A 14444-nucleotide genomic window follows, 5' to 3' on the forward strand; every position below is an offset into this window, starting at 1 on the left:
TTTTGGGAGCCAACCAACAGGCGTCGCTCCAGCGCGGCCTCATCGAGGCTCTGTACTGCGGCCCAGTCCAGAGCGGCGGCAGCAGCTAGGCCTACGTACTTGGTAACGACACCCTTGGATAGCCCCAACGCATCGGCGATCTGTTGGTGCGACAGTTTGGCGTCAAGCTTAAGCCGTAATACATCCTTGATTTTACGCATATTGATCCTTGGTGCGGGCACACTTTCTCCAGTCAAAAGGCTAGAAGCGTACCCGGTAGATTGCAAAATGCGTAACACTATTATTGGGCAGTACAACGCCATTCCGGCATCGTGACCGTTGATTCCGGTATCGTGACCGCTGATTCCGCAAAAGGCATGAAATCGGTCACGTTCGCCCGGAATGGGCGGTCACGTTAAAATGGAATGACTGGTCACGATGCCGGAATCACTGGTCACGTTCCTCCGGAATACCCAGGAATCCTTACGGGCAAATAAATTCCCCGGCAAATCGGCGCGTCGAAGGACCTCGGCTAGATTGAGCCCCATATCGGCAATCATTAGTTTCCAGCCAGGCTGGACGAGAAACTCAGTGGCGTATTTCACCTATCAGAGCCCCATCTGCGCCTTGAGCCCACCGATGAAAGTGTCGTCGTCCTGAGACTTGCGATTCGCGATAAACTGCCGCGCGTCCTCACCAGCGGTGTAACGAAGCTGCTTCGTTCCGTCGGTTACTGCGCCAAAGATCACATCAGCCACGAGCTCTGGTGCCGATGCCTGCCGGGCCATGAAGCCAAACGCGGAAAACAGATGTTGCACCGTAGGCTGATATTCAACAATCGACTCGTCATTGCGGAAGTCGAAGGAACGACCGCCAAAATCGGTATGAATCAAGCCTGGTTCAACAATTTTCATTTTGACACCGATGGCTTCGAGTTCGTAGTAGAGGGCTTCAGACAGCCCTTCGACGGCGAATTTTGTACCGTGGTAAAGCGCGCCCAATGGAAATGCCATCTTGCCACCGATGGACGAAATGTTGACAATCGTGCCCGATCGGTGACTACGCATGTGAGGCAGTACCGCTTTGGTAACCGCAAGAAGACCAATGACATTGGTGTCGAACTGACGCCGAATTCTGTCCATGTCGAACGCTTCGAGCGGCCCGTAGGCACCGTACCCGGCATTGTTCAACAATGCATCGATCCGTCCAAAGCGTTCGATACCGCGGGTCATCGCTTGATCGATTGACTCCTTGTCGAGTACGTCAAGGCGCGTGACAAGTGTGTTCTCGAGGGCACTAAGTTCCTTCTCCCGATCAGGATTGCGCATGGTCGCGACGACGTTCCAGCCTTGGGCACAAAAATGTTTAGCGGTCGCTTTACCAATGCCACTGCTCGCACCGGTAATCAAAATGGTTTTGTTCATCTCAGTCTTCTCCAAAAAAACCGCGTGTTAACGGCGAACTGAATTTTAGAATACTATTTATATCTGATAACTGGCAAATGATGCCAATCCACATACATATCGCGTCATATTTGGTCCGCCAATCACACGTGCGAAGATTTTGGACTGCTGATCGGGGTTCAAATCCCTAATCTACGGATTTTTTAGAAACTGCTATCGGGCAACCAAGATTAGAAGGTTTTCGTATGAGATTGCAAACCAACAGTGTTTTTCGCGCATATTCGTAACTAAAAACAGCGAAAATTTATAGTTAGTAACTGTGGGTCCGCGAAAAGATATTTTCTTTGAAAAAAATGCACCAATATTCGGTTTCAAGTCTGTTCTGAAATTTTCATGGATTAGTGCTTGGAACCCTTCTATTGCGTTAGGAGTCCGTTTGTGCTTCGCTGAAAAGACCGAATCCTAATGGTTCGGAGCTCACCATCTGGTTCAGGCCTATGTGGATGACGTTGACCATTTCACCCTGTCTGGCAGCACTGCGGGCCATGTCTGGGGCATTAACAAAAACCCCGCCAAAGCGGGGTTCTGAAACAGGATTTCAGCAACATCAGCCATTACGATGCGAGGATGCGTCTTCTACCAGTTCCATTCCGAAACGACGTTCTACTGACTGGATACGCCAGCCTGACTCGGTTCGCACATAACCGATAACGTCTTCTAGATAGACCATATTGGGCGGCCCGGCATGACGACGGCTTGCGATGAATAGTAGCCAACGCGCATGCGCTCTTTCGCCATCGATCTGGATCACGGGATTGGTATAGCTGTGCATCGCGAAGTCGGTTGCACGGGTTCCCTCTTCTACGCCTACGACAATGGCCTCCAAACCTGCGGCGCGAACTCCCATCATCCGGCTTTGCCAAACGGCATCGGGCGCGAAAATGTCAGAAAGCGCGTTGATATCCACTGCGGCGCCCTCCCAGCCCTGGTTGACTCCAAGGGCATATTGTGCAGTTAGCTCGGCGATACGGCCAGCACCTTCAAGGCAGCCTCGGCGCTGTACAGCTCGCGCTCTACCCGCAAGGCCACGCTGTTGGCGGTTTCGCCCAGCGATCCAAGGGCGGCATCACGTTCGGCATTCTGCAGCAAGTTCAGCGCCATTCCCGAAGCCAGGATGACGGGAACTAAAATCCCGGTGGCCATCATTAAAAGGTAAGCGCGAATGTGCATCCAAAATACTCGGAAGTTGGAACCGAGGGGCTATAAAAGTATTGAAAATCAGCAAGTATAACGGGAAAACGTTGCTGGCACCGCTGGCAACACGCCGGAGCCCGAGACATGTGCATAATGTTTGCCATGCCGAACCGATATTTCAAGCTCGATGCCCACTTCACCGACGTGCGTACCGCTCTGGTCGCGGGTCTGACCACTTTCCTGACAAAGGCCTACATCACCTTCGTCAATCCGACCGTCCTCGGCGGTGCCGGCATGCCCAAAGCGGCCGTCTTCGCCGCGACCTGCCTGGCAGCCGCGCTGGGCAGCGCGAGGCGTAATTAATCAGCGGTTCCCTAGGGACATTGTTCTGCATTGTCTACGATTGTGCTTAACCTACTAAACGCTTCACGCTGTACCGCAGACAATTTTGAAGTGAAATGCTTCGCCACTATGGCTGCATGTATAGGATCTGCCTCCAACCGAAGCACGTCACCATAGTTTGTAATCTTGACAATCGTCCCAGCTGACGTGACCTTTTCACGCTCAACCAAACCTCTTTCTTCCATTCGGTGGAGGTGGTGGGAAAGTCTCGTCCTATCCCATCGCATCGAGTTGGCCAAATCCTGTTGTCGGCACGATGCGCCAGGTGACTCAGCAAGACGAGAAAGTATGCCGTGATCTGCCCCAGAAAGTTGGGTTAAATGCACCAACTCGCGTTCTATAACGAAGTTGATTTTTTCATACGTCTGGCGAAAGCTGCGCCAAAGATCCCGGTCTGCTGTAGCTGAACTTTTCATATGCCCCTATAATTTATGTTGACATGTCTACAGAATTTAGGCATTGTGTAGATACGTCAACATTATATAGGGTTTCATTATGAACGCAATGATCGTTAACGCGGATGCCAGCCCGTCCGCTACGCAAGTAGACCGTCCTGTAGAAACGACGCCGGGAAATTTCCACAACCTTGGGCTTCCTTTTGTTCTGCAGAACCAATCCGGGTTCAACTTTTGGGACGTAAAAACCGGCGACTACTTCATTGAGATGGAAGGTCGATACTATGGTTGGGATAACGCTACAGTTCAGATATCTGAAGTCGGCTGTGGTTATGGTGCACCTTCGCACATGCATAGCGTAGAAGAAATTTTCGTACTAGTCGAGGGGGAAGGCGCTATCGTAATCGATGGTAAAACTTTCCCAATCAAAGCACCATGTGTCGTCCGAGTTCCACCTAATACTCCTCACGCGATCGTCTCGCTGGGCACGGGTCGGATGAAAATGGTCGATTTTTTTCCGACTAATCATTCTGGCGGCGCTCCTAGTGACATGCTTGATCCCTTCGAATACATTAAAACTGGAGGAAATGAGCGAAATGCCATGATCGACAATTTTAAGAAAATTCTTGCTGATTTTGATGCCGACCGGGATGGAAAGCTTTCGAAAGACGAGGCGCCGATCATGTTACGAGATTCCTTTGAAAGGTATGATACCGACGGAGATGGATTTATTACCCTCGACGATGCAAAGACATGGTAGCCTGGAAGGTGGATACTTCCATTGTCGAAAAGCTCGACTCCAAGATCATGATTCCGCTGTTCGCTATTGTGGCAGTGGACGCTATAGGAGCTGGAGTTATATTGCCGTTGCTTCCCTTCTATGCTCTTCATTTCGGATGCACGCCCATCGTATTAGGTATCTTGGTGGCATCATTCGCGTTAAGTCAATTTATCGCGGCACCTTGGATTGGGCAGTTATCCGATCAGCATGGTCGTAAGCCAATACTGCTTGTTAGTCAATGCGGCACATTTTTAAGCCTCATACTTTTAGCATGTGCTAACAATCTTTGGCTCTTATTTATAGCACGCATAATTGATGGAATTACATCTGGAAATATTTCTGTTGCTGCCGCACTAGCAATAGATCATAGCACGCAGCGAACGCGGAAGCAGGCCATTGGGGTTATCAGTGCGGCGATTGGCGTTGGAATGGTGATCGGGCCATCACTCTCCAGCGTTTTGGTGCGTTACTCAATAACCGCTCCAATCTGGGGCGCTGCCTGTCTTTCAGCGTTGAGTTTTTTTACAACTTGGCTGATGCTGAACAAAAATACTTCCCGTCCCTCAAACGTTACGGTTACAAAGGCAGAAATTTCTATTTGGAAGTTCAGAGATATTGCCGGGTTGCCGCAAGTGTTAGCAATACTGGCGGCGTTTTATCTGGTTATGGCGATGTACATTTCACAGGCCGCGCTGTTCTTGAGTTCACGATTTTCCTTTCACAGCCAGCCCTTCGGTCCTAAGGAAATAGGAATCGTCTTTGCTTGTTCTGGTGCAATCAATATATTCGTTCAGTTAGTAGCAATAAAAAAAATCGGAAGAATTATTAACGATAAAATGATCAGCGTCTGGGGCTTTGTATTTTTAGGGTCGGGATTTATTATCCTCGGTACAGCGCAAACTCTAGTCACACTTGCGACGTCAATCATTTTAATCAGTCTAGGTGGATCGGTAATCCGACCTACACTCACCGCGGCTCTAACAAATTTAGTGCCGCGCAGCCAGCAGGGAGCAATTATGGGGCTAAACACTTCAATTATGGCCATGTTTAACGTTTTAGGCCCTCTCATTGCCGGTGTCGCAATAAATCGAGGATGGTACGCTGGCTGGGCATATTCCCTTTTTGCTATTTCAGCATGTGCAACACTATTCATGGTGGGGTTTATCATTAATAGGGTCTGGCCGTTAGCGACGCAATAATTAATTACCTATAGAAACCCCTAACTTTGCAGTTGCCACCTTTGGCATATATCGATAATCGTTAACACACGAAAAAACGTTAAAAGGATGCCATAATCATTGATTTTTATTATTTTAGCCACTTGACCGGATTAACCAAGATAAGTGAAGGCGAGGCCGAGAAATCTTAGTCAAGTCCGCTCAGTGCGGAATACAACCAGTCGGAAAACAAGTGTTTGGCGACAGATCGACAGGCGACACCGGAAGCTTACACGTGAAGGCGTGTGAAGGCGTAAAAAATATGCGGAAAACTATGTCGTCATGAGTTAGCATACGCCAACCACACTGCATAGGTTTTCCGTATATGCTTATCGGGTACATGCGAGTTTCGTCCGAGTCGGACCGTCAAAACACCGATTTGCAGCGCGACGCGCTGCTGGCGGCGGGTGTCGATGCCCGGCACCTGTATGAAGATCGCGCTTCCGGTGCCAAGGATGATCGGCCCGGCTTGGTCCAGGCGCTTGAATTCGTGCGGCCTGGTGACGTGCTCGTTGTCTGGAAGCTAGACCGGCTTGGACGTTCGCTGCCGAACTTGCTCACCATCGTGAACACGCTGAAAGACACACAGGTTGCTTTTCGTTCCCTCACCGAAGGCATGGACACCACGACAGCGTCAGGCGAATTGCTGTTCCATGTGTTCGGCGCGCTCGCCCAGTACGAACGCGGCTTGACCAAGGAGCGCGTGACCGCCGGGCTCGCAGCCGCGCGCCGGCGCGGCCGTGTAGGTGGCCGTCCGCCAGCGATCACCGGTGAGAAGCTGGACTCCATTGTTGCCGCCCTGAACGGTGGCATGTCCAAGGCTGCTGTATGTCGAACCTTCGGAGTCAAGCGCACCACGCTGATTGAAACGATCGCACGAATCGGCGGAACCGGGAAAACGTAACGCATGCCGCGCCGATCCATACTTTCCGCGACGGAGCGGGACAGCCTGCTGGCACTCCCGGAAAGCCAGGACGACCTAATTCAGCATTACAGCTTCACTGAGTCCGATTTGTCCTTGATTCGGCAGCGTCGAGGCGACGCCAACCGGCTCGGCTTCGCCGTTCAGTTGTGCCTGCTGCGCTATCCGGGCTATGCGCTGGCGGTCGACATGCCGGTGCCGGCCCCGATCATCCAGTGGATATCCCGCCAGATACAAAGCGATGCCGCCGCTTGGTCGCAGTATGGCGTGCGCGATCAGACCCGACGCGAACACTTTCAGGAATTGCGCGCCTACCTTAGCCTGTCCGCGTTCGGCCTGCCGGATTTTCGCAAGCTGGCGCATAGCCTTGCAGATCTCGCCATGCAGACCGATAAAGGGTTGGTGCTCGCAGCCCAAGCCTTGGAGACATTACGGCAGCGTAATATCATTCTACCGACTCTGGCGGTGATTGAGCGGGCCTGCGCGGAAGCCGTGACGCGCGCCAACCGCCGCATCTATCGGGCATTACTGGAGCCGCTACAGCCGCATCACCTGCGGGGATTGGATAATCTGCTCAACGTTGCGCCGCACTGTTGGCGCCGACTGAATATTGACCCACCCTGCCGATTGAATATTGACCCAGGGCGAGTTGCTGTTTTGTGAACCAGCAATTGTGGATAAGTCTAACAAACAGTTGGTTTTTAACCTATTCATTTGTCGTGTTACCCAGGTTAAGTAGTTGCGGGGTAGTCACTTCGGGCGTAGCCCGAAGTGACTACCCCGCGCGCAAACTTAACGTGCCTCTTCTTCCTTTTCTGCTTTTCCTCCTCCCTTGCGCCCTTGTTCACGCGATTGAATTCTGACTTTGGCTGCCGAACTGCTGTGATGGAAACGGTAGGATTCGTTACCCGTTTCGACGATATGGCAGTGATGCGTCAGTCGATCCAACAACGCTGTCGTCATCTTGGCATCACCAAATACACTAGACCATTCCGAGAAGCTGAGGTTGGTCGTGATGATCACGCTGGTATGTTCGTACAATTTAGAGAGCAGGTGGAACAGTAACGCACCACCAACCTGGCTGAATGGGAGGTAACCTAGTTCATCCAGAATGACGAGGTCCAAACGACTCATCTGCAGCGCAAGTCGTCCTGCCTTGCCGTCCCGTTTTTCCTTTTCCAGTAGATTGACTAGATCCACGGTCGAATAAAAACGAACCCGTTTTCCTTTTGTGGTAATGCCAGAGACAGCAATGGCCGTAGCAATGTGGGTCTTGCCTGTACCTGGCCCACCAATAAATACCGCGTTCTGTGCTGTGTCCGTAAACGCCAATGTGGCCAGTTGTTTGACCAGCACCTGATCGACACTGGATGAGCTAAAGTCAAATCCGGCCAGATCACGATGTACCGGAAACTTGGCCATGGCCATTTGATGACGTATTGATTTCATGCCGCGCTCTGTAAATTCAGCCTTTAGAAGATGTTCAATAATCCATTGGAGCGGCTCTGTGGGTGTGGTGCCCTGCGTTACCAATTCTGCCCAGGCGCTGGACATGCCGTGCAGGCGTAAGGAATTTAATTCTGCTGTGATGTTGTTCATTATTGCTCTCCCTGTGTGCTGGTTGTGACGTCATCCAGCTCTCGTAAGCTGTCATAGCGCTCAGTATTTGCTACTGGCGCTTCTTTTAATTCCAGACTGGTTTCGACAGTCTCTGATACTGGGCTTCCATCTAATCTGGCCAATACATTCAGAATGTGTTCAGCACTGAGCGCGCCGGATTCGTTGACCAACTCAACCGCAACCAGCACGACATCCAACCCTACAGTCGGCACGGTGGCCAATACTTGCGCCATAATCCGGTCACCGCCTGCATGACGCATCAACCCTTGTTTCAATCGCATCAAAGGCGCTGGCATGTCTGCAAAGGGTGCGCCGTTTCGAAGTGCGCCGGGCTTACGCTGGATTAGAGGGATGTAGTGTTGCCAGTCATAGCAAATCAGCGCACGTTCCGTTAACCGGAGATGACGGGCAACGATGACATCATTGGCGATGACGCTGACGTGGTTGGGATAGAGACGCGTGCTGACCAGTTGACCGGCCAATTCGCAGGGGACGGAGTATCGATTGCGGTGCGCGCTGATCAAGCAGGTTGATGATACACGCGCCAGTTTCTCAACGTAACCGTCAAATGGTGCTGGCATCGGCATCATTTCAGCGCGCTCATGTTCCAGCATTTCTGCCACACTAAACGCATCATGCTCTGGGTGTCGCAACTCACTCCAGAGAGCACGGCAGCGTTCGCCCAGCCAGACATTGAGCTCGGCAAAGGATGAGAATTGACGTTGCTGCGCCTCGATCCAGATTCGCCGTCGGCTGTCTTGCACGTTCTTTTCGACGATGCCTTTCTCCCAACCTGACGCCACATTGCAGAAATCGGAATCAAACAAATAGTGGGCGCACATCACGGCAAAGCGAGCATTGACCGTGCGGCCTTTGCTTTTGTTGACCTTGTCGACGGCCGTCTTCATGTTGTCGTAAATGCCGCGCCGGGGAATGCCACCCAGCGCCGTGAAGGACCGGGTGTGGGCATCAAACAGCATTTCATGGCCCTGGCTGGGATACGCAACCAACCAGAACGCACGGCTGGCGCACAGTTTGAGATGGGACACCTGCATGCGCCGATATACGCCGCCGATGACTAAACCTTCTTCGCTCCAGTCGAACTGAAAGGCTTCACCCAGTTCAAATTTTAATGGCACAAAGGCATGAGGTGCTTTGCCTTCACGGCCGCGCCAGTCACGGATGAAATCGGTGACGCCACTATAACTACCGTCGTAACCTTGGCCCTTGATTTGAGTAAACAGAGCTTTGGCGGTTCGCCGGTCTTGTTTGAGGCGATGTGCATCCGCTTTGAGAGCTTGCTCCAATTCGGCATGATAAGGACTGAGTTTCAGCGGCCCAAGTCCGCGCCGGTAGGATGGAACTGATAATTCACCTTCTGGTTTCCTGAGCCAGGTGCGTATCGTATTGCGCGACAGACCTGTGCGCCTGGAAATTTCATGCAGCGACAGTTTGTCGCGTAAAAACATCCGCCGTATCTTGCCTAACATGTCCATAGTGATCACCTTTTTCTCCCTGCCTAACTATTAGGCAGGGTAAGTAGAACACCTGGGTCAATTTTGAGTCGGCATAACTCCTGTTAGTGGGTCAATTTTCGGTCGGCGGCAACAGGGGTCATGAGCGTGCCAAATGTGCCTGCCGCTGTGGCGGGAGCCTTTCAATTTATTTTAAGGTTGTTCTTCAGTGCCCGTGACCTGCAACTGCATATTTTCTGTAATATTACTTTCGACGGTTGCCGTACAATCCAAAGGCAAACGGTACTTTTAACTTAAAATCAAATTCATCGATCGCGGCTTTGAGTACTTTTAACGGTTTTTGGTGCTGGTAGTTTTCAGCATGTGCAGACTCGACAATCTTTCTGCTGACACCAATGGCGGTCAAAATGTTGGCATCAATATGTCCGACCAACGCCATGTTCAAGATAATGTTGTTGCTGGTCGTTGATATCGATGAAATAAATGTATGCCTGAACGAATGGAATACAAGTTGCGGATCAGATAAATTGATCGAGTCCATATACTCCCCAAATCGCCGAGATGGATTCTTTCCATAATTGGAAGGTGGAATAAGTTCGCCGGTCTTAGCGTCATATTTTGGTTCCTTTTTCAGTTCTGGAAATAGCAATTGTTCGTTGCGTTTGCGCACAGTTTCCACGTAGTCCAGAAATCCACTGTTAATAATTTCCTTGTGCAACGGCACTTTACGTTCCGAGTTATCGTTTTTCATGCGAGGAATATCAAAATACCAGATTCCGTCCTCCTGTTTTATATTCTTGATTTCTAGCGAAGCAAGCTCTTCAAGTCGTGCACCTGTATAAAGGGCAAGAAATGGTAGCCAGTAGTAGTTCGGCTTTAGATTGTTAAAATTGCAATATGTCTCTTTTGAAAATATCTGATCAATTTGCTCGGAGTTGAATGCCAGGTAAGATACTTCTTTTTCGACTTTGGGAAATAGCTTGCCCTCAAATGGATTATAAAATTCGATGCGCTGATTCCAGCCTTGTGCTGTTCTGAATAACTCCGTCAGAGCACCGATTTTTTTGTTGATGGTTTTTTTCTGAATTTGTGTAGCTTGCAGGTGCTTGCGGTACGCCATTACGTCTTGATCTTCAAATTTGTTAACACGTCGATCACCAGCAAATTTCATGAAGTGATGAAACTGAGAACGCTTGTTTCGCCGTGATTTTATCGTCTGATCGGTTATTTCTTCGTCAATATAGGCATCAATCATCGCCGAAAGCAGGGGTAACTCAGTCTGTGCGGGTGCTGGTTGGTTGAGGATTTTTGTGATGATGTTTTGTTCTGTCTGAATCCGTGTTTCTCGCATGGCTCGTTCAGCAGCTTCTATTTTTAGATTTTCCTGTTCTAAAAGCTTCAGAGCAATTTCGTGGTCGCGTTCTTCTTTGCGATAGGCTCTGTACTCGGCGGCATCGGCTGAACTGGTCGTTTCGACCTCGACCGTACCATCGGAATGTGTCTTTTCCTTCCATTGCTTGATGTTATCAATATCGATATTCAAGTCAGACAAGTCAGGTTTGGATGATGCCGATTGTATTGCCATATGTTTTTTTAGATTAAATGTCAGAGCAATAATTCTAGCTCTAGTTGGGTCTTTTGTGCGCAAAGAAAATTTTTGCGACTTACCTTGATGGTAGACGCGGAGATAGAACACGCCGTGGCGTGACACACATAAGTGGTTTATTTTGAGCATGACGGTCTCACTGACCGTCTCACTTGAAGGGTAAAAACCCATCAATTTACATAGCTCTAGTCTATATAAATCAATGGGTTACGGTGAAAATTGGTGGAGTCGGCGGGAATCGAACCCGCGTCCAGAAGCACTCTACAGACAGTTCTACATACTTAGTGCTGCCATTTGATTTAACCCGTACCACGCGGACGCACGCGCTTGGGACAGACGAGTAACCTATTATTTAAGCCCTGACCAAGTTACCCGGCCTGAGACGATTCCATATGAATGTCCTTACTGCTGTTGCCAGCCCACCCTATGGACGAGGTGGTGTAAGGTTAGCCGGTATTACGCGGCTAATGCGTACGAATTATCGTTTGCAGTTGTAAATGTTCAGATTGTATTTACGAGGTAGTCTGGCCTCGGTATGCCCTGCGCTGCTTTGCAACCCCTGTCGAAACCTGGTCGACCCCTAAGCTCTGCTAGTATAGCGCAATTTTGTCAACCGTGTTGTTGCTTTCAGCTTCACAAGCTTGTTCATGCTTGGCGCGTATCAGTTCCAGCAATTCCAGCGGGCTATCGACGATGGCGTCGGCATTCCATTGTCGTGGTGTGGTCGCGCCACAATAGCCCCAGGCGGCGGCGATGCTGGTCATCTCGGCGGCTGCGGCGGCTTCGATGTCGCGCAGGTCATCGCCGACGTACCAACAATCCTTGGCGGCAATGCCAAGCTGTCGCGCAGCTTCGAATAAAGGTGCGGGATGCGGTTTCGGGTGTGCCGTCGTGTCACCGGAAATCACACAGCGTGCTTGTTCAAGCTCAAGCAGGGGAATGAGCGGCTGGGTGAAGCGCATGGCTTTGTTGGTGACGATGCCCCAGGCAATGCCGAGCGAGTCGAGACCGTGCAAGAGTGCCGGGATGTGCTCAAACAATTGGCTGTGCTCGGCAATGGAGGCGGCGTATTGATCGAGAAATTCCATGCGCATCGCTTCATACGTTGGGTCGTCGGGGGTGAGTTGGAAACCGGCCGCGAGCAGGCCGCGTGCACCGGCTGAAGCGTGCGGGCGCAGGCTTTGGTAATGGGCGGGAGGCAGATCGCGGCGTTCGCGCATGACGTTGATGGCGGCGGCCAGGTCGGGCGCGGTATCGGCAAGGGTGCCGTCGAGATCGAATAGTATGGCTTGGGGATTATGCATTGGGCCTTGGTGGTAGGCACGGGCTGTAGCAGCCCGTGCGGGTGGACTCAGAGCGGGCGAGTGCAGGCAATCATGTAATTGACGCTGGTATCTTGGTTGAGGCTGTAGATCTTACTCAGCGGATTGTAGCTCATGCCTTTGATGGCCTGTAATTCCAGGCCGGCGTTACGTACGTCTTGTATCAGTTCGGCCGGGGTGATGAATTTTGCGTAATCATGGGTGCCCTTGGGTAGTAGTTGCAGCAGGTATTCGGCACCGATGATAGCGAACAAGTACGATTTGACGTTACGGTTGAGGGTGGAAAAAAACACCCGCCCACCTGGTTTGACTAAGCGCGCGCAAGCGCGGATCACTGAGGCGGGATCGGGCACGTGTTCCAGCATTTCCATGCAAGTGACGATGTCGTACTGAGCCGTTTCGGCTTCGGCCATTTCTTCGGCGGCGATTTTTTGGTAGCGCACCTTGACGCCGGATTCCAAGCCGTGCAGATCGGCTACCTTGAGGGCTTTCTCGGACAGGTCGATGCCAGTCACGAGTGCGCCTTTGTTGGCCATGGATTCGGCCAGAATACCGCCACCGCAGCCAATATCAATAACTTGCTTGCCTGCCAGTGGCGCGAGGTGGTTGATCCATTCCAGACGCAGCGGGTTGATGTCATGGAGCGGACGGAATTCTGAGCTCGGATCCCACCAACGATGGGCGAGGTCACTGAATTTTTGAATTTCTGCTGGGTCGGCGTTGAGAGTAGACATGAGTGATCGCTGTGCACCGTGGTGCGAAGGGCAAAGACCGTATTGTAGGCCATACTCGCGTCGGCCGCATTGTTGACGTGTGTCGTTGAGCGGGATGGGTAGTTTGTATGTAGTTATCGGGCAATAAAAAACCCCGCCGTGGCGGGGTTTTTTCCTGAAACAAAACCAGGTTTTGTCAGAACTTAATGCTTATTTGCTTACGCTGCGGGTACCAACAACTTCGATTTCCACGCGACGGTTTTTGCTGCGGCCATCGGCTGTTTTATTGTCAGCAACAGGTTGTTTTTCGCCTTTGCCTTCAGTGTAAACACGGTTGGCTGCGATACCTTTGCTTACCAGATATGCTTTGACTGCTTCAGCACGACGGATAGACAATTTTTGGTTATAAGCAGCGGAACCGACGGAGTCAGTGTGACCAACAGCAACAACTACTTCCAGGTTGATAGCTTGCAATTTCGAAGCCATGTCGTCCAGTTGTTTTTTGCCTTCTGATTTCAGTACAGCTTTATCGAAATCAAACAGTGCGCTGGCAGCAAAACTGACTTTTTCCGAAGTAACAACAGGAACGATCACTTTCGGAGCTGGTGCAGGAGTGACAACAGGAGCTGGGGCAGGAGCTGGAGCAGGAGCGGCTTCGGCTACCAATGGTGCATCGCAACCTGGCAATGCATCAGCTGGTGTCCAGAAGCCAGTGCGCCAGCACAGACCGAACGGATCACGTGCAACAACACCACGGCTGTCTTGGACGTAAGCACTTGTTGGTGTGCTTGCTTTGATGTCTTGTTGTTGTGCGGAAGCAGAAAAGGATGCCACTGCGGACGCTGCGATAACGAGCTTAACTAAAATTTTCATATTTCTCCTCTCGAGTGAGATTGAATTACCGCAGATACACTGCGCAAATTACTGCATAAAAACCAGATAATACCACGTGCTTGATCACAATACTATTTCACTAAACAGGCTTTTCGTCAATCTTCGATATTCTGCCATATTTCATGGCTTTGTAACTGCTGTCGCTATGTCGGTAAAGTAAGGCATGGTTAAATATGTCGTGATTTGGCAACATAATGCAGGCAGTTTCTCGGTAGTAAGCCGATTGATGTCATTTTATTATAATTATTTTTCTGCAGAGAAATTGATCTGTATCATGTGCAATCGCGCGTAGCTGGCGAAGTTAATTGCGCCGGCGCTCTAATGTTTGTGCTTTGCGGCAAATTCATGCGCTCATCCACGGTGTTTATACGCGCTGTTCTGAGTGGCCGCGCTTGTTCTTCTGGCTGCTTAGTGCTCGCTGCCGTGGTAGTGCCCATGGTTTGGCGTGGTCCAATTTGCTAGAAATGGCGCTGATGGCCCTGCAGGCATGTTAGAATCAAGAGTTAAACCTCAGGTCAATT

The 14444-nt window shown here is 50.8% G+C and carries 13 protein-coding genes, 1 other RNA gene and 3 pseudogenes; 5 read left to right on the top strand and 12 right to left on the bottom strand.

Going from position 1 to position 14444, the window contains the following annotated elements:
- The 4 genes and pseudogenes from QN359_RS10170 to QN359_RS10185 form a co-directional block, all read right to left on the bottom strand.
- Positions 1-200, bottom strand: a pseudogene (locus QN359_RS10170) (IS21 family transposase); the annotation flags it as partial.
- Between the two features lie 387 nt (positions 201-587).
- Positions 588-1403 (bottom strand): SDR family oxidoreductase, encoded by an 816-nt coding sequence (locus tag QN359_RS10175; protein WP_322249438.1) that lies wholly within the window; start codon positions 1401-1403, stop codon positions 588-590.
- A gap of 586 nt (positions 1404-1989) precedes the next feature.
- Positions 1990-2349, bottom strand: coding sequence for a nuclear transport factor 2 family protein (locus tag QN359_RS10180; protein WP_323493384.1), 360 nt, complete (start codon positions 2347-2349; stop codon positions 1990-1992).
- A 47-nt stretch (positions 2350-2396) separates the two neighbouring features.
- Positions 2397-2612 carry a hypothetical protein gene (locus QN359_RS10185; protein ID WP_323493385.1) on the bottom strand — a complete coding sequence of 72 codons (216 nt, stop codon included), beginning with the start codon at positions 2610-2612 and terminating at the stop codon, positions 2397-2399.
- A 126-nt stretch (positions 2613-2738) separates the two neighbouring features.
- On the opposite strand from QN359_RS10185, the pseudogene QN359_RS10190 reads away from it, so the two are divergent.
- Positions 2739-2924 (top strand): annotated as a pseudogene (locus QN359_RS10190) (NCS2 family permease); the annotation flags it as partial.
- A 26-nt stretch (positions 2925-2950) separates the two neighbouring features.
- Here the strand turns inward: QN359_RS10190 and QN359_RS20080 are convergent.
- Entirely contained in the window at positions 2951-3394 is a 444-nt protein-coding gene (locus QN359_RS20080) for a MarR family winged helix-turn-helix transcriptional regulator (RefSeq protein WP_369124408.1), read from the bottom strand.
- Between the two features lie 79 nt (positions 3395-3473).
- Here QN359_RS20080 and QN359_RS10195 point away from each other — a divergent pair, with 79 nt between their 5' ends.
- The 4 genes and pseudogenes from QN359_RS10195 to QN359_RS10210 all read left to right on the top strand — a co-directional run.
- Positions 3474-4133 (top strand): cupin domain-containing protein, encoded by a 660-nt coding sequence (locus QN359_RS10195; RefSeq protein ID WP_322249436.1) that lies wholly within the window; start codon positions 3474-3476, stop codon positions 4131-4133.
- Positions 4127-5353: an MFS transporter gene (locus QN359_RS10200; RefSeq protein ID WP_322249435.1), complete on the top strand. Its 1227-nt coding sequence runs from the start codon at positions 4127-4129 to the stop codon at positions 5351-5353. Before QN359_RS10195 ends, QN359_RS10200 begins: the two co-directional genes overlap by 7 nt.
- Positions 5354-5696: 343 nt before the next feature.
- Positions 5697-6275 (top strand): recombinase family protein, encoded by a 579-nt coding sequence (locus QN359_RS10205; RefSeq protein WP_322249434.1) that lies wholly within the window; start codon positions 5697-5699, stop codon positions 6273-6275.
- 3 nt (positions 6276-6278) lie between these two features.
- Positions 6279-6875 (top strand): annotated as a pseudogene (locus tag QN359_RS10210) (DUF4158 domain-containing protein); the annotation flags it as partial.
- Positions 6876-7085: 210 nt separating this feature from the next.
- Here the strand turns inward: QN359_RS10210 and istB are convergent.
- The 7 genes from istB to ompA all read right to left on the bottom strand — a co-directional run bounded on the left by istB (position 7086) and on the right by ompA (position 13902).
- A complete protein-coding gene (gene istB / locus QN359_RS10215) occupies positions 7086-7892 on the bottom strand; it encodes an IS21-like element helper ATPase IstB (protein WP_322249433.1) in 807 nt (268 codons plus the stop codon).
- On the bottom strand, positions 7892-9409 hold the full coding sequence (gene istA, locus QN359_RS10220) for an IS21 family transposase (protein WP_322249432.1): 1518 nt from the start codon (positions 9407-9409) through the stop codon (positions 7892-7894). The genes istB and istA overlap by 1 nt, the downstream gene beginning before the upstream one ends.
- 223 nt (positions 9410-9632) lie before the next feature.
- Entirely contained in the window at positions 9633-11123 is a 1491-nt protein-coding gene (locus tag QN359_RS10225; RefSeq protein ID WP_322249431.1) for a site-specific integrase, read from the bottom strand.
- A gap of 91 nt (positions 11124-11214) precedes the next feature.
- Positions 11215-11575: a transfer-messenger RNA gene (ssrA, locus tag QN359_RS10230) on the bottom strand.
- Positions 11576-11584: 9 nt separating this feature from the next.
- Positions 11585-12298 (bottom strand): HAD-IA family hydrolase, encoded by a 714-nt coding sequence (locus tag QN359_RS10235; RefSeq protein ID WP_322249430.1) that lies wholly within the window; start codon positions 12296-12298, stop codon positions 11585-11587.
- Between the two features lie 47 nt (positions 12299-12345).
- Complete coding sequence (gene ubiG / locus QN359_RS10240) at positions 12346-13050, bottom strand: bifunctional 2-polyprenyl-6-hydroxyphenol methylase/3-demethylubiquinol 3-O-methyltransferase UbiG (protein WP_323493278.1); 705 nt, start codon at positions 13048-13050, stop codon at positions 12346-12348.
- A gap of 189 nt (positions 13051-13239) precedes the next feature.
- The gene (gene ompA, locus QN359_RS10245) at positions 13240-13902 is read right to left on the bottom strand and encodes an outer membrane protein OmpA (protein WP_322249429.1); all 663 of its coding nucleotides are present in this window, start codon (positions 13900-13902) and stop codon (positions 13240-13242) included.
- Positions 13903-14444: the final 542 nt, after the last annotated feature.

The organism is Undibacterium sp. 5I2 (genome assembly GCF_035019605.1).
In the GTDB taxonomy this organism is placed as follows: Bacteria; Pseudomonadota; Gammaproteobacteria; order Burkholderiales; family Burkholderiaceae_D; genus Undibacterium.